This window comes from Ferruginibacter sp. HRS2-29 (assembly GCF_024343615.1).
Lineage (GTDB): Bacteria > Bacteroidota > Bacteroidia > Chitinophagales > Chitinophagaceae > Ferruginibacter.
Genome location: NZ_RJUB01000028.1, coordinates 1 through 21,169, shown reverse-complemented (window position 1 = coordinate 21,169; position 21,169 = coordinate 1). Strand labels below are relative to the sequence as shown.

23 protein-coding genes are annotated in these 21,169 nt (G+C 44.2%); 15 read left to right on the top strand and 8 right to left on the bottom strand.

Annotated features, from left to right (window positions below; translation table 11 throughout):
* The first annotated feature begins 191 nt into the window (after positions 1-191).
* On the top strand, positions 192-1,022 hold the full coding sequence (locus tag EGI32_RS09515; protein WP_255154474.1) for a DUF2911 domain-containing protein: 831 nt from the start codon (positions 192-194) through the stop codon (positions 1,020-1,022).
* A gap of 87 nt (positions 1,023-1,109) precedes the next feature.
* Here EGI32_RS09515 and EGI32_RS09510 read toward each other — a convergent pair whose 3' ends face one another.
* Together EGI32_RS09510 and EGI32_RS09505 are read right to left on the bottom strand one after the other, a co-directional pair.
* Entirely contained in the window at positions 1,110-1,436 is a 327-nt protein-coding gene (locus EGI32_RS09510) for a hypothetical protein (RefSeq protein ID WP_255155162.1), read from the bottom strand.
* 30 nt (positions 1,437-1,466) lie between these two features.
* Entirely contained in the window at positions 1,467-1,808 is a 342-nt protein-coding gene (locus tag EGI32_RS09505; protein ID WP_255155161.1) for a hypothetical protein, read from the bottom strand.
* A 61-nt stretch (positions 1,809-1,869) separates the two neighbouring features.
* Here EGI32_RS09505 and EGI32_RS09500 point away from each other — a divergent pair, with 61 nt between their 5' ends.
* The 6 genes from EGI32_RS09500 (at position 1,870) to xseB (ending at position 8,036) form a co-directional block, all read left to right on the top strand.
* A complete protein-coding gene (locus tag EGI32_RS09500) occupies positions 1,870-4,068 on the top strand; it encodes a CHASE3 domain-containing protein (protein WP_255155160.1) in 2,199 nt (732 codons plus the stop codon).
* Entirely contained in the window at positions 4,065-4,496 is a 432-nt protein-coding gene (locus tag EGI32_RS09495) for a response regulator (protein ID WP_255155159.1), read from the top strand. The genes EGI32_RS09500 and EGI32_RS09495 overlap by 4 nt, the downstream gene beginning before the upstream one ends.
* 1 nt (position 4,497) lies before the next feature.
* Positions 4,498-5,904 carry a PAS domain S-box protein gene (locus tag EGI32_RS09490; protein WP_255155158.1) on the top strand — a complete coding sequence of 469 codons (1,407 nt, stop codon included), beginning with the start codon at positions 4,498-4,500 and terminating at the stop codon, positions 5,902-5,904.
* Between the two features lie 315 nt (positions 5,905-6,219).
* Positions 6,220-6,471: a hypothetical protein gene (locus tag EGI32_RS09485; protein WP_255155157.1), complete on the top strand. Its 252-nt coding sequence runs from the start codon at positions 6,220-6,222 to the stop codon at positions 6,469-6,471.
* 4 nt (positions 6,472-6,475) lie between these two features.
* Positions 6,476-7,834, top strand: coding sequence for an exodeoxyribonuclease VII large subunit (xseA, locus tag EGI32_RS09480; protein ID WP_255155156.1), 1,359 nt, complete (start codon positions 6,476-6,478; stop codon positions 7,832-7,834).
* The gene (xseB, locus tag EGI32_RS09475; protein ID WP_255155155.1) at positions 7,827-8,036 is read left to right on the top strand and encodes an exodeoxyribonuclease VII small subunit; all 210 of its coding nucleotides are present in this window, start codon (positions 7,827-7,829) and stop codon (positions 8,034-8,036) included. The genes xseA and xseB overlap by 8 nt, the downstream gene beginning before the upstream one ends.
* A 128-nt stretch (positions 8,037-8,164) precedes the next feature.
* Here the strand turns inward: xseB and EGI32_RS09470 are convergent, their stop codons facing one another.
* Positions 8,165-9,085, bottom strand: coding sequence for an SMP-30/gluconolactonase/LRE family protein (locus EGI32_RS09470; RefSeq protein ID WP_255155154.1), 921 nt, complete (start codon positions 9,083-9,085; stop codon positions 8,165-8,167).
* 127 nt (positions 9,086-9,212) lie between these two features.
* Here EGI32_RS09470 and EGI32_RS09465 point away from each other — a divergent pair, with 127 nt between their 5' ends.
* Both EGI32_RS09465 and EGI32_RS09460 read left to right on the top strand, forming a co-directional pair.
* Positions 9,213-9,839, top strand: a complete 627-nt coding sequence (locus tag EGI32_RS09465; RefSeq protein WP_255155153.1) for a SatD family protein — start codon at positions 9,213-9,215, stop codon at positions 9,837-9,839.
* A 48-nt stretch (positions 9,840-9,887) separates the two neighbouring features.
* Positions 9,888-10,634 (top strand): DUF3307 domain-containing protein, encoded by a 747-nt coding sequence (locus EGI32_RS09460; protein ID WP_255155152.1) that lies wholly within the window; start codon positions 9,888-9,890, stop codon positions 10,632-10,634.
* A gap of 170 nt (positions 10,635-10,804) precedes the next feature.
* Here the strand turns inward: EGI32_RS09460 and EGI32_RS09455 are convergent, their stop codons facing one another.
* The 4 genes from EGI32_RS09455 to EGI32_RS09440 form a co-directional block, all read right to left on the bottom strand.
* On the bottom strand, positions 10,805-11,416 hold the full coding sequence (locus EGI32_RS09455) for a hypothetical protein (protein ID WP_255155151.1): 612 nt from the start codon (positions 11,414-11,416) through the stop codon (positions 10,805-10,807).
* A gap of 2 nt (positions 11,417-11,418) precedes the next feature.
* Positions 11,419-11,835 (bottom strand): hypothetical protein, encoded by a 417-nt coding sequence (locus EGI32_RS09450; protein ID WP_255155150.1) that lies wholly within the window; start codon positions 11,833-11,835, stop codon positions 11,419-11,421.
* 135 nt (positions 11,836-11,970) lie between these two features.
* Positions 11,971-12,204: a heme-binding protein gene (locus tag EGI32_RS09445; protein ID WP_255155149.1), complete on the bottom strand. Its 234-nt coding sequence runs from the start codon at positions 12,202-12,204 to the stop codon at positions 11,971-11,973.
* A gap of 10 nt (positions 12,205-12,214) precedes the next feature.
* Complete coding sequence (locus EGI32_RS09440) at positions 12,215-12,370, bottom strand: heme-binding protein (protein WP_255155148.1); 156 nt, start codon at positions 12,368-12,370, stop codon at positions 12,215-12,217.
* 139 nt (positions 12,371-12,509) lie between these two features.
* On the opposite strand from EGI32_RS09440, the gene EGI32_RS09435 reads away from it, so the two are divergent.
* Both EGI32_RS09435 and EGI32_RS09430 read left to right on the top strand, forming a co-directional pair.
* Positions 12,510-13,031, top strand: coding sequence for a thioredoxin domain-containing protein (locus tag EGI32_RS09435; RefSeq protein WP_255155147.1), 522 nt, complete (start codon positions 12,510-12,512; stop codon positions 13,029-13,031).
* A gap of 310 nt (positions 13,032-13,341) precedes the next feature.
* A complete protein-coding gene (locus EGI32_RS09430; protein ID WP_255155146.1) occupies positions 13,342-15,921 on the top strand; it encodes a hypothetical protein in 2,580 nt (859 codons plus the stop codon).
* Between the two features lie 265 nt (positions 15,922-16,186).
* On the opposite strand, the gene EGI32_RS09425 is transcribed toward EGI32_RS09430, so the two are convergent.
* A complete protein-coding gene (locus EGI32_RS09425) occupies positions 16,187-16,981 on the bottom strand; it encodes an SDR family NAD(P)-dependent oxidoreductase (protein ID WP_255155145.1) in 795 nt (264 codons plus the stop codon).
* A 165-nt stretch (positions 16,982-17,146) separates the two neighbouring features.
* Between EGI32_RS09425 and EGI32_RS09420 the strand changes: the two genes are divergently transcribed.
* The 4 genes from EGI32_RS09420 (at position 17,147) to EGI32_RS09405 (ending at position 20,454) form a co-directional block, all read left to right on the top strand.
* On the top strand, positions 17,147-18,037 hold the full coding sequence (locus EGI32_RS09420; RefSeq protein WP_255155144.1) for an AraC family transcriptional regulator: 891 nt from the start codon (positions 17,147-17,149) through the stop codon (positions 18,035-18,037).
* Between the two features lie 294 nt (positions 18,038-18,331).
* Positions 18,332-19,168, top strand: a complete 837-nt coding sequence (locus EGI32_RS09415; protein WP_255155143.1) for an oxidoreductase — start codon at positions 18,332-18,334, stop codon at positions 19,166-19,168.
* Positions 19,169-19,180: 12 nt separating this feature from the next.
* Positions 19,181-20,017, top strand: coding sequence for an SDR family oxidoreductase (locus EGI32_RS09410; protein WP_255155142.1), 837 nt, complete (start codon positions 19,181-19,183; stop codon positions 20,015-20,017).
* Between the two features lie 242 nt (positions 20,018-20,259).
* Positions 20,260-20,454 carry a hypothetical protein gene (locus EGI32_RS09405; protein WP_255155141.1) on the top strand — a complete coding sequence of 65 codons (195 nt, stop codon included), beginning with the start codon at positions 20,260-20,262 and terminating at the stop codon, positions 20,452-20,454.
* Positions 20,455-21,169 lie beyond the last annotated feature (715 nt).

The window sequence follows — 21,169 nt, the reverse complement described above, 5'->3', positions numbered from 1 at the left end:
AGTGAATAGTGAATAGTGAATAGTGAATAGTGAATAGTGAATAGTGAATAGTGAATAGTGAATGGTGAATGGTGAATGGTGAAAATATGTGGGTTGCAATAATTAATTGAAGTTTTGAAATTGCGAACTTCTAAACTTCTAAACCTCTAAACCTCTAATCTCTTTCATAAACTAAACTCTCAACAACAAAAATGAAAAAATTATTTACATCCCTCGCCCTTCTTGCCTCATTTGCCTTCGCGAATGCCCAGGTCAAATTTCCGGCGCCATCGCCTACACAAACCATCAAACAGGATTTCGGCATCGGCTCCATTGAGATCGTATATTCGAGGCCTGGTGTGAAAGGCCGTACCATCTTTGGCGGACTGGAAGCATTTGGTAAAATGTGGCGCACCGGTGCCAACAAGGCAACCAAAATCACGCTGACAGAACCCGTAGAACTGGCAGGCAAAAAACTCGATACAGGTTCTTATGCCATCTACACCATCCCCAACATCGACACCTGGGAGATCATCATCAACAAAGGATTTAACAACGGCGGCCTGGAAGGATATAAAGAAACGGACGATGTGCTGCGTTTTAAAGTAGTGCCTTCAAAATTGAAAAACCGGGTAGAAACTTTTACCATTCAATTTGATAATGTAAAACCTGAAAGCTGTGGCATCACGCTCATGTGGGACAAAACATCGGTTACCATACCGGTAACGGCCAGCTTCAGGTCCAAAGTAAAAGCACAGATCGAAGCAGGATTGCAGTCGGAGAAAAAACCGTACTGGGAAGCCGCACAGTATTACAACGAGTACGAAAAGAACCTGCCGAAAGCATTGGAATATGCTACAAAAGCAACCGAAGAAAATGGAAAAGCTTTCTGGATATTTCTGTACAAAGCAAAGATCCAGCAGGAAATGGGCGACAAAGCCGGTGCATTGGCCAGCTCACAAAAATCGCTGGAACTTGCTGCTGCCGCAAAGAATGATGCATATGTAAAAATGAACCAGGACCTGCAGAAGAAACTAAAATGATTTTTGCCGGGAAGACGGGAAGAAAATTATATGAGCCTCCAAATATTTTGGGGGCTTTTGCTTTCTTCCCGTCTTCCCGGCAAATTTTTATTCCGTCCTTTTGCCATCCTCATAAAATTCTATCAAGGCCTGAACCGTGTCTTTGAGGTCTCCTGAAGCCTGATCGAACAGGTCGTCCTTTGTCTTCTTGGAGTTTTTATTATCCGAAGATCTTTTGACGGTAGCCCTTATCGGATCCAATGCATCAAAAAACTCCGCGATATTCTTTTCGTAAAAATCATTCTCCGCTTCGATCGATTGCAACAGCTCCTCATACTCATCCAGGATGCTGTAAATTTCCTTCACATTTTCCGCCGTATGCCGCCTTGGTATTTTATTGAACAACTCATCAAGTTGTGTGCTGGTAGAATTCATCTGATAAATATTAATCCTAAAGATAAAACTTCATCCGGCAAACATATCTTTTTTATAACTCTCTGCGAAACCTCCGCGTCTCTTATTCTCCGCGGTTGAGAAACCGCAGAAAACCGAAATGCAGTTTATAAAAACCATGACTAATAAAATGAAGTTGAAGTTATATAAACTGCATTTTTGATTTTCACGCAGTGAAAAATAATCTGTGCAATCCCCTTCATCTCCCTTAAAATCTGCGATTAAATCTCTCGCTATATTCTCCGCATAAGCCGTAATTCTTAATTTAAAAATTTTTAATTCGTAATTTTTATTTTCACAGTATTTACTTAATTTTAGCATAGAGCCGTGTTCAGGATGCGAATATTCATTCAAAATCCTTAGTTTATTGAAACAAACTTTATCAGGGGACAAGAAACTTTCAATAGCGATTATCTTGCTGTTAGTAACGATCATCATCGTTATTGTCATTTCTATATTCCAATCCCGTCAGATCAATTCTTCCGCAGAACTTGTAAACCATACGCAGGACGTATTACTCAATACAGAAAAATTACTGGCAGAACTTACCAATAATGAAAGTGCTTCCCGGGGATACGTGATCACCGGGCAGAAGAATTACCAGGAAGTGAGCTCCCGGTCGAGAACGGAACTCTACCAGACATTGGATGAGTTGCACAAACTCACAAAAGACAATCCCCCGCAACAACGCCACCTTGATTCCCTTAAATCATACATCAATCAACGCCTGGCATTTTCTGCAGAAATAGTAGCGTTAAAGGAGCAGGATAATCAGCAGGCAGCCGTTGCATTGACCGAAACGGGAAGAGGCAAGTCGTATACCGATACTATCAAAGCCATCATTTACGAAGTGCAGAAGAATGAACGTATACTGCTGGAAAAGCGCCGGAAGTTGAACGAAGAAAAACACAACGGGCTCAATATTATCCTGCTTTCGGTGATCGCCTGCATACTTATGCTCATCGGTTTTTTTATACAAAAGATACGGGGGGAATTTGCGGAACGTAAGGAGGCCGCAGCTAAGTTGGAGGAAATGAATGAGCGGCTGGCGCAAAAAGTAGAAGATACCGGTACCGCCCTTACCCAATCGAAAGAAAAACTGGAAGAAACATTCCTCCGCATTACCGATGCTTTTCTTGCCCTGGATAAGAACTGGAATTATACTTATGTAAACAAGCAACTGGCGGAAATGGTGAACCGCACACCCGAATCGCTGATAGGTAAAAACGTTTGGGAAGAATTTCCTGGTGCGGTAGGCTCTGCCACTTACGATATTTTTCACCGGGCGATGAAGGAACAACAGTACCTGTGGAACGAAGATTATTTTGCAGAGCTCGACCTGTGGCAGGAAAACCATGTATACCCATCGCCCGATGGATTATCTGTTTATATCCGCGATGTATCGGAAAAAAAGCGAAAAGAAAAAGAACTGGAGGAAAGTTACCAGCGCTACCAGTATGTAACCAAAGCCACTTCGGATGCCATCTGGGACTGGGACGTGCTGAAAGGCACACTTTACTGGGGTGATGGGTTTGAAAGTAATTTCGGCTACAAACCCGGCCAGCTCCGGCCCGACATCACTTCGTGGTCGGGCCATATCCACGAAGACGATCTTGAGAGGGTAACCAAAAGTATGTACAATGCCATAGAGGGCGACGGTTTGTTCTGGGAGCAGGAATACCGTTATCTCAAAGCCGATGGAAATTTTGCTTATGTGATCGATAAGGGTTTTATCATCAGGAACGCGGAAGGCAAAACAGTTCGTATGATAGGTGCCATGCAGGATTTCAGCAAACGCAAAGACGCGGAACTGGCGCTCAAGCAGTCGGAGTCGGAATTGAGCAGGTTGAATGCGGAATTGAGCACGAGGGCCCGTGAACTGGCCATTTCCAATAGAGAACTGGAACAATTTGCCTATGTGGCATCACATGATCTGCAGGAGCCACTGCGCATGGTGACGAGTTTTTTGACGCAACTGGAAAAGAAATACAACGATACACTGGATGAAAAAGGCCGCCAGTACATACATTTTGCCGTGGATGGCGCCAAACGTATGCGCCAGATCATACTCGACCTGCTGGAGTTTTCAAAAGCCGGCAGATCGGAAGAAAAAGAGCAGGATGTATCCATACAAGAACTGCTGGATGAATTATTGCAGCTTTATGCCGCTGAAATAGCGGAAAAGAAAGTCGTCATCAACATCGGTGAGATGCCCGTCCTGCACAGGGCGAAAGCCCCGCTACGGCAGATATTTCAGAACCTGCTCGGCAACAGCCTGAAATATCACCCGGAAGGCAGGCAACCAGCTATCAATATAACGGCGAAAGAAAAAGCAACGCATTGGGAATTTATCATTCAGGACAATGGTATCGGCATCGATCCCAAGTACCACGAAAAGGTATTCGTGATCTTTCAACGGTTGCACAACAGGGAACGTTTTTCGGGAACGGGCATGGGGCTTGCCATTACAAAAAAGATCATCGAGAACCTGGGCGGCGGCATCTGGGTAGAATCGGAAGAGGGGAAAGGAAGCGCTTTTCATTTTACTATAATAAAAAATATACTGAACGATACCGGGGAGCCATCCATCAATCATCATAATAGTATAATATGACACAAATTCACATTTTACTCGTAGAAGATAATGAGGGGGATATACTGCTTACCACCGAAGCGCTGGAAGACGGCCGCATCAACAACAGCATCAGCGTAGTGACAGATGGGGAACAGGCCATGCAATATCTCCACAAAACCGGCGCCCACGCCAACGCCCGCGATCCCGACCTGATACTGCTTGACGTAAACCTGCCAAAACACAACGGCCACGAAGTATTGCAGAATATCAAAAGCACCGATGCTTTGAAACATATTCCGGTGATCATGCTCACCACTTCTTCTTCGGAAAAAGATATCATGGATTCGTATAAAAATTTCGCGAATTGTTATATCACCAAACCCGTGCATGTATCTGATTTTATGAAAGCGGTGACGCAGATAGAAGATTTCTGGATCAATATTGTTTCGTTACCAAAAAGAATTTAGCATGACGCTTGAAAATAAACAATATCGTTTTTTGGTTGTAGAGGACAATCCCGGAGACTTCGCGTTGATAGCCGATTACCTTGAGGAGCAATTTTCGTCGATGAATATTTCGCATACGAAAAATTATGCGGAAACTTTGTCCATGTTATACGAAGCTGATAAGGAATTTGACGTTATCCTGCTTGATCTCAGCCTGCACGATAAGGATGGCGAAGGCCTTATCATTGAACTGCTAGAACGTTGCGGAGGCAGCCCCATCATTGTATTGACGGGTTATGGCGATATCAGCTTCAGCATCCGTTCCCTGGGGCTCGGCGTGTCTGATTACCTGTTGAAGGATGATATCACTCCCGGGCTCTTATACAAAAGCATCGTCTACGCGATCGAGCGAAAACGCATCCATCAGCAATTAGAAGACTCAGAAAGGCGTTACAGCAATCTTTTCCAGATGAGCCCGCAGCCTAAGTTTATCATTGATCCCGAAACACTCCACGTTATTCACGTAAACAACGCGGCCATTGAAAAATATGGCTATACAGAAAAAGAATTCCTCAGCATGTCCATCAATGATATCCGTGCTTCGGAAGAACTGATCCGGCTGAACGACCGGTTTGAAGAAGCCGTGAGGCAGAATGGCAAGTACAACGGCGTTTTCAGGCATAAGACCAAATCGGGCGATCAACTCGATGTAGAACTCTATGGCAGCCCCATCAAGCTGAATGATAAAGAATACCGTTCGCTGATAGCGATTGATGCTACAGAAAAACTACGTTTTGAAAACAGCATCACCAGGGCCATCATCAAAACGCAGGAAGATGAACGGTATGAAATAGGCGGTGAGTTGCACGACAATGTATGCCAGATATTGGCTACCTGCCAGATGGGGCTGTCGATGATGAAAGATTCGCTTACGCCGGAATCGATGGAACTTTACAATCAGACAAGAAATTATATCACATTGGCCCTGGAGGAGATCCGCAATTTATCACACCGGCTGGCACCGGCTTTCTTTAATAATACATCGCTGGAGGAATCGTTTAAGCTGCTGCTGAAAAACGCAGGCATGGAAAACAAATACCGCATCAGCCTTTCTTTCGACAAATCTATCCGCGAACGGGAGCTTGATAAGGAGATCCAATTGAACCTTTACCGCATACTGCAGGAGCAGCTACGCAATATTTTAAAACATTCGAAAGCAACAGAAGTAGAGGTGGATATTTACCTCCACAAGGAGTGTGTGGTGATGAGCGTAACCGACAATGGCGTTGGCTTCGATACCAAACTGGTACCAAAAGGTATCGGCCTTGCCAACATTAAACGCCGGGCCGAATTGTTTTCAGGAGGATTGGACATCGTCAGCAGCCCCGGAAAAGGATGTGAGGTGACGGTGAAGATACCGTTGGGGTAGGGGTACGGGTGGCGAGTGGTGGGTTGGTTGATCATGTGCGAAACTTTATTCGCGAAAATGCTAGTATTCGGGACTTTACGATGAAGGAAATGTTCCTTGCCGCAAAGAACATGAACTAAAAGAGTTTTCGCAGAGGAAGGAAAAATAATATTTCTCTGCGAAGGCTCTGCGTCCTCTTTTCTCTGCGGTAGAGAAAAAATTCCACCCTCATATAGTTATCCATAAAGTGAAGAAACACCAAGGAAACTTCGCAAACGATCAATCAACCGGTCACCTGCAACACGAAACCCATCCATAACCCCTAACTTGCACGGCATGAGTGAACGTTTTGAAATACCGTTAACCTACAATGGAAAAGAGCACAATTTTGCCGCCGAACTGATCAGCACGGGTTATTCTTATAAGATCATGGTGGACGTTTTTGATACGGTGGTTTCATTTGAACCGGATGAGGAACGCAATTTCCGGGCAGTGACAGATCATGAAAACCTGCAGAGAAATTCTTTGCCCGGGAAAGCTTTGCTGGAAGAAATTGCAAATACCTTAATTTCAATTTTCAAAGATTAGAGCGTTGGCACCCATCAATTATATCAGGCTTTCGGAACTTACAGGAACAATCGCGAGGGTGATCACCGCGAATTTTGCCACCAAAACCTATTGGGTCATTTCCGAGATATCCAACCTGAAATTTTATCCGCAGAAGAATTATTATTTTTTCGACCTGGTAGAGAAAGATCCGTTTACGCATGCCGTGCTTACCAGCGTCAAAGCCAATGCGTGGAGCACAGCTGTAGCAAGGATCAGGAATTTTGAAAAACTGACAGGCCAGCAATTCGACAATAATATCAATGTGTTGCTGCAGGTATCGGTGGAGTACCACATCACTTATGGACTGAAGCTGAACATACATGATGTAGATCCTGCATTTACCATCGGTAACCTTGAAAAGCAGAAACAGCTTGTGTTGCAGCAGCTTGTAGAACTGAACCCCGGGCATGTAAGTGTTAACGGTACCGGGTATGATACTTACAACAAAAGTCTTTCGCTGAATCCTGTCTTGCAAAATATCGCACTCATCGGTTCTCCTGATTCGGATGGATACCGTGATTTCAAACACGAGCTTGGCAACAATCATTACGGCTATGCGTTCACGTTAGATGAGTACCCGGCGCAGGTACAGGGTGCAGGAATGGAAACAGGTATAGTTCGCAGACTGGTGGAGATATTCATCAGCAATAAACCCTACGATGCAGTAGTGATAGTACGTGGCGGCGGATCGCAAACGGATTTTCTCATTTTCGATTCATATGAAGTGGGTAAAGCCATCGCACGTTTTCCCATACCCGTGTTTACCGGGATAGGGCATACCCGCAATGAAAGCATCGCCGATATGATGGCGCATAGCGCTACCAAAACTCCCACCAAAGCCGCGGAGTCGATCATCGCACACAATCGTGCTTTTGAAGAACAATTGCTGGAACTGCAGAAACAGGTCGTGACCGCAGCCAATAGCCTGGTAGCAACCAGCCAGCTTTTTCTGAGCCACGCAAAAGCCGCTGTACACGCGGCATCTGTTGAGATCATACAGCAACAGGATACAATGCTGGGTTCGGTAAGTGCTGTCATCCGCGAATATTCTTTGCGTACTGTTTACGACCAGCAACAAAATATAACCAACCAGGTGGCAGTTATCAAAAATGCGGCTGCCCGTCAATTCAGCGAAGCCGGCCACCGCATTGAACATTATGCTCAACTGGTAAAACACCTCAGTCCTTCATCGGTACTGAAACGTGGATACGCATTGCTTTACAAGGATGGCCAACTGGTAACAAAAAGCGATGACATCAAATCAGGCGATACAGTTACCACCGTACTCGCCGATGCAACCATAGGATCAATTGTAACATCAATACATAATAATCATGAGTGAAACACTGAATTACGCCAACGCGATGGCAGAACTTTCGGCTATCGCTGAAGCAATGGAAGACGAGAGCATAGGAATAGATGAACTTTCGGAGAAGGTGAAACGTGCGGCCGAGCTGATCGCTTTTTGTCAGGATAAACTGCGCTCTACCGAAGAAGATGTGCGCAAAGTGATCGCGAAAATGGATGGGAAAAATAAGAAATAAGAAATACGAAATAAATAATAAGAAATAAGAAAGTGGGGGGCATTTGTATGGAAGCCTTATTGGTTTTCACCCCGGTGAAATTATACGGGATGCTACTTCCTTATTTTATCTTCCTTATTATTTATTTCTTATTTACCTGCTTTTACTTTCATCTTCAACATATATACTGCTTTCGAAGCAGTAATAAAAAGCATATCCCTTTTCCTGCCGCCAAATGTAACATTGGCGGTCCAGTTGGCAGGTACATCAATCTGGTCGATCTGTTTTCCCTGCGGGTCAAAAACGCTCACTCCTTTACCTGTAAGATAAATGTTGCCCTTATTATCAATCGTCATCCCATCAGATCCTTTGTCGGCAAAAAGGGTTTTGTTGGTAAGTTTGCCATCGGTACCGATATTGAACCGGTATGTTTTTCCTGCCCCGATATCTGCTACGTACAGATATTTTCCATCTGCTGTACCAATGATCCCGTTTGGCCTGATCATGCTGTCAGCCGCTACTACCGGCGGTTTCCCCTGTTGAAAATAATATACATGCTGCGCCGCCATTTCGGGGGCTTTCCGTGTCCAGTAATCGCGCTGGTAATAAGGGTCGGTAAAATAAATATTATTTTTTCCATCGATCCAGAGATCATTCGGGCCGTTGAAATGAAGGCCATCCAGGTCTTTCAACAAGATCGTCACTTCCTTTTTCGGCGAAATACTCCACAACTGATTGTGCTCATCCGCACAGGTGACCAGGTTGCCATGGCGGTCAAAATACATCCCGTTGGATCGACCGGCACTGTCGAGAAACACGCTTAGCTTTCCGGAAGTGGAATATTTCCATATCCTGTTATTCGGCTGATCGGTGAAATAAATATTCCCGTTTTTATCCGCAGCCGGGCCTTCCGTAAAACTGAAATCATCCGAGATCAATTGAAGCATTGCACCATCGGCCACTACGGGGCTTGATCTTTTGATGGAATCCGATGTGTTTGGCTGCGCCCTCAGCACACCGGAAGCGAATATGAATATTGCTATTAAGCTGGCTGTTCTTTTTAATTTCATGGTTTAAATATCGGCTAAATACACGATATTTCCTCATATTGGCTCCTTTGCCGATATTATTTGTCCTGCTATATCGGTTTATTGGCCGATATTTTGAAATATCGATAAAATAGCCGATATTAGTAGTATGATAGGAGTTATTACAGGAGATATCATCAATTCGAGGGAGGCCGATAACCAGCAGGAATGGCTGGTGCCCATCAAAAAGGTGTTCAACCAGTTTGGGAAAACGCCCAAAACATGGGAGATCTTTCGGGGCGATAGTTTCCAGCTGGAAGTTGAAAAACCGGAAGATACTTTCTGGGCCGCTATCCTGATAAAAGCATCCATCAGGTCGGTCAGGAGCCTGGATGTTCGTATGGCGATCGGGATCGGCGAAAAGAGCCATGATGCTGCCAGGATCTCCGAATCGAACGGGGAAGCCTTCATCCATTCGGGAGAAAAATTTGAAAACCTTAAGAAACAAAAACAGAACCTGGCGGTTAAAACGCCCTGGCCGGATTTTGATCAGCAGTTTAACCTCATGATCAGCCTGGCATCCATCGCTATGGATAAATGGAGCCAGTCTTCGGCCGAACTGATCGCTTTATCCCTGCAGCATAAAGAGCTTTCGCAAAAAGAACTCGGCGAAAAAATAGCTATCGGGCAATCTTCTGTCAGCGAGCGGCAGAAGCGTGCCCATTTTGAAGAAGTGATGGAACTGGAAAATTTTTACCGCCAGCAAATAACGAATAGATTAGGGGTTAGGATTTAGTTCGTCATAATCCTAAACCCTAATCGCGAATCTCTAAACTCAAAAAGTATGGTCTTACTCCTGATACAACTTTTGCTGGCGCACATGATCGGCGATTTTTTTCTGCAACCCAAAATGTGGGTGCAGGATAAGGAAGTTAAAAAACTGAGGTCGGTGTATCTCTATCTGCACACTGCTATCCACATCGCATTGATACTGCTGCTTACCGGCGGTTTCACTTTCTGGAAAATAGCCTTGCTGATAGGAGGGGTACATTTTGGGATAGACAGCCTGAAACTGCAATTTCAGAAAAAAGAGAATAAACGCAAATGGTTCTTCATCGATCAGTTGCTTCATTTGCTCAGCATTGTGATCACCTGGGCATTTGTCAGCAAATTTTCTCCCGGCGTAGAATTCTTTAAAAATGAAAAATTCTGGGTGATGTCTGCGGCAATATTATTCGTGCTGAACCCGACTTCGTATATCATCCGCGTATTCATTTCAAAATGGAGCCCCAACACTAATAACGATCAGAACCGTTTGCTCGGAAATGCAGGCGTAGACGAATCCCTGGAGGATGCTGGCAAATGGATCGGCATGATGGAGCGTATACTGATACTTATTTTTATCGGCTCGGGAAAATGGGAAGGAGTAGGTTTTTTACTGGCCGCGAAATCGATTTTCAGGTTTGGCGATCTCAAAGAAGCCCGCGATAAAAAGCTGACGGAATATGTATTGATCGGCACGATGATGAGTTTTATCATCACGATCGTGGTGGGGATGATCGCCTTCAGTATCATTCACCGGCCGGTGTAATGTTTTGCACAGCTTTCTATTTTGATGATCTTCTCTGCAAAACTTCCGCGGCTCCGGGATTTTCATTACGGGGATTTTATTTTACCGCGGAGAACAAGAGTTAAAAGAGTTTTTCGCCGAGAAAATATAACTTTCTCTCTGCGAACCCTTCCCGTCTTCCCGGCAAAAAATTACAAAGCAATTTGTGGAAGGTAACCTTCCCTGAATGCTTTTATGATGGATCCCGGCGTCAGCGCCGTAATTTCTTTTGTGGCAGGAAGAGGTATCGCTTTTCCATATCCTTCGGGAGACCAACGGTACATTTTTTTATTCCAGACTAAATAAGGATTGTTGTCCTGTAAAATGAATGTACCATCCGGGATATCGCCGGCAGCTATTTTGGAAGTCTTTTTTGAGCCATCTTCACTGATGCGTTCCTGGTGAATGATCTCATCAATTTTACCGACGGGCGTTTTCATATCAAATGAATACCCGGCATTGGCCTTCACCCAAAACGATTTGAACTTTATAAAATCCTCGCGGCGGCATTCTGCGCAGGGCCGATGGCCTGCAGCAAAGGCAGTGGCTTCATCCAGGAAAAATAATTCGGTGTATTGCCCGGGCGCCATTACCGGGCGATGCCGGTCTTTGAATTTCAAAAGGCAAATGATCCAGGCCTTGAGCCGGAAACTGCGGTTGATCTCCTGCTGTTTGTTGTGTATCAAACCGCGGTTACCCATCCAGGCGCCCCTTGCGTTGGTTCGGATGATATCACCCAGAGGAGTAACGCGGTTTTGAAGCATATTTATTTTTTACGTGGGGCAACTTTTTTTGCAGCTTTCTTCACCACTTTTTTTACTTCTTTTTTAACTCCTGCCGCTTTTTTTACAGGAGCAGATTTGATGACTTTCCTGGCGGCTTTTTTTACAACTTTCTTTACCGTCTTTTTAGCTGCCGCTACTTTTTTTGCCGGAGCAGCCTTCGCTAAAGGCTTTGCAGCTTTTTTAACAGCTTTGACGGCCGCTTTTTTTGCAGGGACTTTTTTCGTCGTAATGTCTTGAACAGTTTCTTTTACAGACTGGATAGCATCGCCTGCCAGTTCTACGATATGGTCTTTCTGATTAACGATCTTTCCAGCCAGTTCGCCAACTTTCTCAGCGATCTTGATCATAGTCGTTTTTTTTGCCGGTGTCTTTTTGGCACCACCAGATTTTTTTGCCATGGGTTTAGTTTTTTGATGATAGTAAATATAAGATTTAGTTTAGGATAAAATCAAGATGGCACGAAGCTGTACCAGGAAAAATAAATTGTTTTCGCTGGTAGAACTTCGTGCCCCTGCAGGTCGCCTGATAAAGTTTTACAACGCTTCAGCACCCGCTGTTGCTACCTCATGATCCTGTTCAACAGACCCGCCTGAAACACCGATGGCCCCTAAAATTTCCCCTTCTTTATTTTTCAGCACCACTCCTCCAGGAAAAGATATCAATCCGCCATTCGAGTGCTCAATCTGGTATAACGGCCCGCCGGGTTGCGATAATTTTCCGATCTCACCTGAATTCATATCGAAATAACGCGATGTTTTTGCTTTCATGATGGCAATATCAACCCGATCCGAGCCATGCATTATCCATACGATGAAAAGCTACAAGGTTTGCTCCCTGATCAACTACTGCAATATTCATCGGGACACCGATTTCTCTGGCTTTTGATTTTGCTGCTGTTGAGATTTTTTCTGCCTGCTCTAATGTGATACCCATAAAATGATTTTTTAAGAATGAATCAATGGTACTTCAAAGGGCATACCATTTACGGCAATCCTGCAGGTTTATGGAAAAAGGAAAATTTCCATCTGTTATGTGTATAATGAATAATTTTGTTGGCAGAAATAATCAGACTATGCCTTCAGCTTTAAAACTAACAAGTACAGATCATACAACCGGAAATGCCTCGGCAGACATCATTTTGCTGGAATATGGAGATTACCAATGCCCTCATTGCGGTGATGCATACCTGGTGATAAAAAAATTGCAGGAAGAATTCGGCCCGCGGCTTCAATATGTGTTCCGGCACTTTCCGCTTACCGATACGCACATTTTTGCAAAACCCGCAGCTATAGCGGCGGAAGCTGCAGCATTGCAGGGGCGGTTCTGGGAAATGCATAATATCATGTATGAAAATCAAAGCAAGCTCAACAGTACGGGGCTGGTGAATTTTGCACAAAAGATCGGGCTGGATGTAGAGCAATTCAAACGTGATATCAGGGATGAAAAATTAATCTCCCTGGTAGAAGATTCTTACGAAGAAGGAAGGAAGATAGGAGTGAACTACACACCTTGTTATTTCCTCAACGGACAGCGTTTTGGCGGGGGATCTAAAGATCTTTATACGATGCTGCATTCTGCCTCTTTCGGAAAATAAGTGAACCGGAAATTTTATCCAACCAGCCCCGGGAATACGTTCCCGGGGCTGGTTGGATAAATATCTATGCGATGTTCATGGAAAACCCCGGAGGTTTTCTTTCAACCTCGGGGCGTTTTGAATTGAAGAATTAATAAATTGACAAAAAGCTTTCAGGAAACTAACGTTACAGGGTACACGAAATTTAGTTGCAGGAAACAGCGTGGCAGCAGCTTTGTTATACGGATGCGCCATTTTGCAGGGATTTTATTGATGACTTTCAAGTTTCGGGGAAATATTTTATATTGTAGAGGACTATAATATGAATCGTATGCGTTACCAATTACCGACTGTTGCTTGCTGTTGCATCCTGCTTTTATTATCAACAAAATTGCATGCTCAGCAACCTGTTGATACATCAAAAGCCACGCATACAGCCGCTGCGGGGCCTCAATTCAAGGCTTCCGGCTGGCACCAGTTCTGGTGGGGAAAGCATTGGAGAAAGGAATGGCTGCAGCCGGTCACTTTCCCGGTTTTTCGAATAGATACCGTACTGGGTGGACTTACACCTGAAAAACTGGGTGGTGGCCATCAGACAAAATCGTTGCGGTTGCATGATAAAACCGGGAAGGAATATATACTTCGTACAATTGATAAGAACCTGGAACTGCTGATCCCCGAGGAATTCAAAGGCTCTATCGTAAATGATATCGTAAACGACCAGATATCTACTGCGCATCCATACGGCCCATTGTCCATAGCCAGCCTGGCGGGGGCTATCGGTAGCCTTCATACAAACCCCGTGATAGTGTTCGTGCCTGATGATCCGTCATTCGGGGAGTTTCAAAAAATATTCGCCAACAAACTCTGTCTTTTTGAAGAGCGCCCTTCCGGAGATGGTTGGGAAAATACTGCTTTTACCAACTATGCGGATAAGGTTCACAACTCCGAAAAATTGCTGGAAAATCTCCGGGAGGACAACGACAAACAGGTGGATCAGCATGCATTTCTGCGGATACGTTTGCTGGATATGCTGGTGAACGATTGGGACAGGCACCCGGATCAATGGGTGTGGACGGCTTACAAAAAAGACGGCCGTACCACTTATTATCCTTTTGCCCGCGATCGTGATCAGGCATTCTCAAAAACAGACGGTGTCAATATCTTCCTGCTGTCTTTACCATGGGTATTGCGCAGCGTACGAAATATAAATGCCAACATCCATGATGTAATTGGGGTGAACCTGGCAGCAGTGACCCTGGATAAACAATTTCTGAACGAACTTACGAAAGAAGATTGGGAAGCTACGATAAAGTCAGTACAGCAGGCGCTTACAGACGATGCCATACACGAAGCGATCCTTAAAATGCCTTCCGAAATTTATAATATGTCGGGAGCCTGGCTGGAAAAAAGACTGAAGCAACGCCGCGATAACATGATGTTTTACGGTATGAAATATTACCGCATTATCAATAAAAGAGTGTTTCTCACGGGGACGGATAAACGCGAATTGGTGACCATCGATAAAACAGGCAACCGTACTACCACCATCACTATACAAAAGCTGAATAAACAGGATGTGGCCGTTGATACTATCTTTCATCGCTTGTTTGACCGCGATCTCACCAGGGAAATAAATATATACCCGATGGGAGATGAGGATGTATTTGTTTACAAGGGGCAGGCAAAGAATAAAATATTTATCCGTAATATAGGCGGCGAAGGAAATGATACTTATTTAAACCTCACTTCATCAAAAGGAACTGGCCACAAAACGAGGATATATGATACTGTTGCCGATTCTACAGATGTAGATCGCAGCTTCAGTGTAAAACAAAACGCGGATACCACTTACACCTTTTACGACCGCAAGGCATTTAAATACGATTGGTACAAACCTTCCCTGCTTCCCGCCTTTACTCCGGATGATGGAGTTACCGTCGGCGTTGCATTTACTTATCGCCGTATGCAGTGGCATAAATATCCTTATGGTTGGGAGCAAACGATTGGCGCCAGTTACGCCACCGCCACCGGTGCGATCGGCGTGTATTACAAAGCAATATTCCGCGAAGCCATCGGCAAATGGGACCTTGTATTAAATGCGCATGCAAAAGCAGCAAGGTTTGTGCTTAATTATTATGGTAATGGAAATGATACCAGGCTCAATGATGCGGATATCGATTATTTCAGGGTTCGTTCATCAGGATTTTTGATTAACCCGGGTGTCAGCCGCACCTGGAAAAGCCACACGATCCACGGAGGTTTGTTGTTCCAGGGAGTGAAAGTACAATCAACTGCGGGTAAATTCATTTCGCAACCAGGTGTGATCGATCCTACCGTTTTTGAAAGTAAATATTTTGCCGGTGCAAATGCAGGGTATACCAATGAAAATGTAAACCGAAAAAAGAACCCTGATCTTGGAACAGGTTATCACCTGGGCGCCGCATACCTGGTCAATACACAGGAGACAGGCAGAAGCTTTGCAAAATTTGATGCGTATGCGAAAGTTTATCTTCCGGTTGCAAAAGGACTGACGTTGGCCCATCGTACCGGAGGAGCCGTCAACGTTGGTGATTACGAATTTTACCAGGCCAATACAATTGGTGGCACCGAAAACCTCCGTGGATACTGGCGTACAAGGTTTAATGGCAAAAGTAGTTTCTATCAGAATACAGAATTAAGGTTACAATTGCTCACATTAAAAGGATATGTTTTCCGCGGGCTTGTAGGCATGTATGGATTTTTTGATGACGGCAGGGTGTGGGTTAAGGAAGATGACTCCGATAAGATACATACAGGCTACGGCGGCGGATTGTATTTTATGCCTTACAATAAATTATCAATCGATGTTTCCTACGCAATGTCTACAGAAGTAAATGTTTTCACACTGCGTACCGGATTTTTCTTTTAAAAGGGGCACATGAATTACGGATCTGGCGAAGAATGAAGCGAAAGAAGAACGCAGATTTCAAAAAGATGAAGGGGATTACACAGATTATTTTGCTGCCGCAAAATGAAAATGCAGTTTATAAGATCATTACAAAATCTTACAAACTGCATTTCCGTTTTTACGAAGTAAAAACAATCTGTGAAATCATTTTATCCTTTTGAAATCTGCGATCTTCTTTCGCCTCGTTCTTCGCACCCATTCGTAATTCGTAATTTGAAATCCGTAATTATATGATTGATCTCACCAATCCTCCTTCCACTCTTATGGCCGCCCCGTTTGTGGCAGAAGCCAGCGGGCTGCAGTAATAAGTCACTGTGTTGGCAACTTCATCTGTGGATGCAAAACGGTTGATGAGGGAAGTAGGGCGCATGTTTTTGAAAAAATCTTCTTCCACTTTTTCTACAGAAGTTTTGCCGGCTGTGGCAAGGTCTTCGATGAAGCCGCCAACGCCTTTGGATCTGGTAGGGCCGGGCAGGATTGAGTTTACCGTAACGCCGGTTCCTTTGGTCAATTCGGCGAGCCCGCGGGCAACGGCTATCTGGGCTGTTTTGGTCATTCCGTAATGTATCATTTCCTCGGGAATGAATACACCGGATTCGCTGGAAATGAAAATGATCCTTCCCCAGTTCTTCTTCAGCATGCCGGGAAAATAATGCCTCGACAAACGGATGCCACTCATGACATTGATATCAAAAAAGCGGAACCAGTCTTCATCCGGAATATCGGTAAAAGCTTTCGGTTCAAAAATGCCGGCATTGTTGATCAGTATATCTACTTCGGGAAGTTCAGCCAGCAGTTGATTGATCTCATCTGCTTTGGAAAAATCCGCGGCAATGCCCGAAACCTGGGTACCTTTTACCAGCGATTGTAATTCCTGCACAGCTTTATCCACGCCGTCTTTGCTACGGCCGTTGATGATCACCCTGGCGCCTTCGGCCAGTAATTTATGGGCAATTGAAAATCCGATGCCTGCAGTCGAGCCCGAAACGAATGCGGTCTTATTGGTTAATTGTAGATCCATGGTGGAGTGTTTTAATGGTTGAAGATTGTGCCAGGTGCCGGATGCGAATGCTGGATGCTGATTGCTGGATGTTTTTTCGAATCGGCTTCGCTTAGTTCTCAGCTCCCGTATCCAGCTTCGGTCTTCAAAGTTACAACATTCATTTTTTTATTCTAATTTTATCCCATGGCAAGGATTCAGACGCTGGAAGACTTTTACCTTCAGAAATTTCAATGGCTGCCCGATAACCTGAAGAAGGATATCGGCCACTTCAATGTATTTCGTGTAGAAGACTGTGGCGACAGGCCGGTGGAGTATACCCGACGGGAATTTTACAAAGTAGCCCTCCTGCGGGGGCATTATATTTATCATTACGCCGATAAAAGCCTGGAAGTATCTGGTACCACTCTTATCTTTTTCAACCCGGTAGTGCCCTATACATTTGAGAAGATCAGCGAGAATGCTACAGGTTATTTCTGCATTTTCAAAGATGCGTTCTTTACAGCAACCATGCGTGGAGGTATACAGGATCTTCCTATGTTTGCCTCCGGCAACAAGCCTAGTTATTTGCTCAACAAAAAACAGGATAAGTTCGTCAGCAATATTTTTGAAAAAATGCTGGAAGAGATCGGGTCGGATTATGTATATAAATATGACCTCATCCGCAACTATATCGTGGAGATGATCCACTATGCGTTGAAGCTGGAGCCACAGGAGAATATTTACCAGCATGCCGATGCCAATAGCCGTATCACAGCAGTGTTTACAGAATTACTGGAGCGGCAGTTTCCTATAGAATCACCGTCGCAGCGTTTTACATTACGTTCAGCCCGTGATTTTGCGGAGCAGCTTTCAGTGCATGTCAATCACCTCAACCGGGCTATCCGCCTTACCACCGGCAAAACCACCACCGATCATATTTTTGAAAGGCTCACCGGCGAAGCCTGCGCTTTATTAAAACATACCAACTGGAATATCTCCGAGATCAGCTACAGCCTTGGTTTCGAGGAGCCTGCGCATTTCAATCATTTCTTCAAGAAGCAGACGAGTGTGACGCCATCAACTTTCAGGGAATGAGGTTGTCAATAGTCAATAGTGAATAGTCAATAATCAAAACTTTGAAGGTCACCCAAATCGCAAAGTTTTCATCAACAGCGTTTACGTCATAAAACAGCCAATGATCATTCATTGGCTGTTTTAATATAGTATGAAGAGTGCAAGCTTATAAATTATTGCAACTTTCGAAGTTTTGATTATTGACTATTCACTATTGACTTCATTGTTTGAATTATACAAGTATCTGTTTGCCCACCGCAACAATCGCCCTTCTTTCCCGCTGTAGCTTTGTGTTATCAAATTAAAACAAGGATTATGAAAAAGAAAGTATGGTTTGTTACCGGGGCATCGAAGGGCCTTGGGTTAACATTGGTAAAAGAGTTATTGGATAAAGGGTATTCAGTGGCGGCTACCTCACGCAACAAAGCCCGGTTGGAAAAAGAAGCAGGCCTGGTTTCGGATCGTTTTTTTGCAATACAGGCAGATCTGTCTGAAGAAGAAAGCATCCGGGCTGCGGTAAGATCCTCCTTTGAACATTTCGGTCAACTCGATGTGGTGGTCAACAATGCCGGGTATGGTATCGGAGGTGCTATTGAGGAATTGAGCCAGGAGGAAATCATGGAAAGTTTCAATATAAATGTGTTTGCCACTTTACACGTCATCAAAGCGGTGATGCCCTACCTGCGTGAACAACGCTCCGGGCATATCATCAACATTTCATCCATAGCCGGTTTTGCGGCAGCAACAGGTTGGGCGATCTATGCTGCGGCGAAATTTGCGGTGGTAGGGCTTTCTGAAGTGCTGGCAGAAGATGTGAAAGAATTCGGGATACATGTTACAGTAGTGGAACCAGGGGCTTTCCGTACCAGTTTCCTTTCCGGCGAATCGCTCGTTTTGGCAAAACAACCGATCGGTGCTTACAACGATGTAAGGGCTTCACATGCCAGGTACACGGGGTTTCATGGGGTTCAGGCCGGCGATCCGGCCAAAGCTGCTGCGGCTTTCATTCAACTGGCAGAAACTGCGGTGCCACCTGTGCGGCTTTTTCTGGGCAGCGACGCCTACCAGCGGGCTTCCCAAAAACTTGAACTGATCAAAACCGACCTCGAGAACTGGAAGATGCTCACTTTATCAACAGATTTTAATTCATAAAAAACAATAACAATGAAAAATAAGACATGGTTTGTAACCGGCGCCTCCAAAGGTTTAGGGCTTACTTTAGTAAAAAAATTACTGGCTGATGGCTACCAGGTGGCCGCTACTTCCCGCGATGTAAAAAGCCTGGAAGACATAATCGGTTCCAGGAATGAAAATTTTCTTCCACTCCAGGTAGTGCTTACTGATGAAACAAGTTTGGAAAAAGCCATCAAGGAAACTGTTGAACATTTCGGAACGATTGATGTGGCGGTAAACAATGCCGGCTACGGACTTACAGGGGCGCTGGAGGAACTGACAGACGCGGAATCAAGGCAGAATTTTGATGTGAATGTGTTTGGCTCACTCAACGTGATCCGCAAAGTATTACCGGTGATGCGGAGGCAATCTTCCGGCCACATTTTCAACATTTCTTCCATCGGTGGTTTCACCGGAGCCTTCCCGGGCTTTGGGATCTATTGCGCCACGAAGTTTGCTGTACAAGGCTTTACAGAATCCCTGGCGGCAGAAATAAAACCTTTCGGGATACATGCTACGGTGGTTTTGCCGGGGTATTTCCGTACCAACTTCCTTGAATCGTCTTCGCTGAATGTTCCTGCGAGACAAATGGAGGAATACAAAAATGTAAGGGAAGTGGAAGAATTGCATCAGCAAAGTATCAATGGCAACCAGCCTGGCGATCCGTTGAAAGCCGCTGAAGTGATGATCAATGCTGCGCTGGATGCGGAACCTCCCGTAATGTTATTTCTGGGAGCAGATGCCTATAAATTGGCCGAAGAAAAAATAAAGCAGGTAGAAAAGGACCTGCAAAAATACAGGAAACTGGCAACGGATACCGCATTTTAAGCAGGACCGTTCCAGCTGTATATGTAAGTCAGTCCGACTGCGGGAAAGTGTCCTGTTTATGATAGTTTACTTTCCTGGGTTCGGACTGACTATTTATTTAGGGGTTGATACAATTGAAAAACTACTACAAATAGGGTAGTGAGGGTAAAACATATTAACATTTTCGTGACTAAACTGTGCGCAATATTTGTTGCATGGGTTTCATCTTATCAATAAATTTGAAACGAACAAATACCGTCAATATGAAATTTTCTACAGGACAAACAGTAATTGTTTTAGACACAGAATTCAAACCAGCGGGACATGCGGTTGTATGTGCCTATGAAGAGAACTCCAATAAATATGAAGTGAGTTTTGTGTACCCGGGCAACGAAACGCCCGACAGGATTACGGTTCCGGAGGAAAGACTGCTTATTTTTTCGGAAATGGTAGCTTGAAGTGAATGGTGAATAGTCAATAGTCAAACCTTCGGGGTTTATAAAAGTAACGCCGCGTTCTAAAACGCGGCGTTTTTAATTCATTTTGTAATACGGCATTTACCAGTAAAATAGTATGATATTCTGGCAACCTATTGCAACAATGATCGCTTTGTTGGTGGTACCTTGTCCCTGGTCTTTTTAGAAATTCGGGTAATCAAAACTTCCCTAAAATAAAAAGGGTCCCTCCGTAGAAACGGAGCGACCTTTTCGATTGCTTGCCATATGAAAAAATTTAACAGTAAAATGTTACTGTAATAGTATTTTAGTTATCTTGCCGGACTTATCAGAAGATAAGTGACCTTTTCGATTGCCGCCATTTGCTCGATTGCCTGCCATGTGATTTTTATTCCGGCGTTCTTTCTATTACAAATATAGAAACGCTTTTCATCTTATTTTCTACAACTTTTATTGTGTTTTATTATGCTGAAATCAATTCAGCATTTCTGTAACCCGCTGCCACATTGGGTTTGAAGGTTTTTATTTTATTACGTCCAAGTCGGATTTTTAGATGTTGTTATGTAATTGTTAAGTGGTTTTGTGTAAAAAGTACATATTAGGAAAAATACTGCAGCGCTGGTGACTGGTTGCCGGATTTTTTGGTTTAAAATTCTTAAAAGCCATCAACCGGCATCCAGTGACCAGCATTAGCCTTCCGGACTTCCCTGAAATAAAA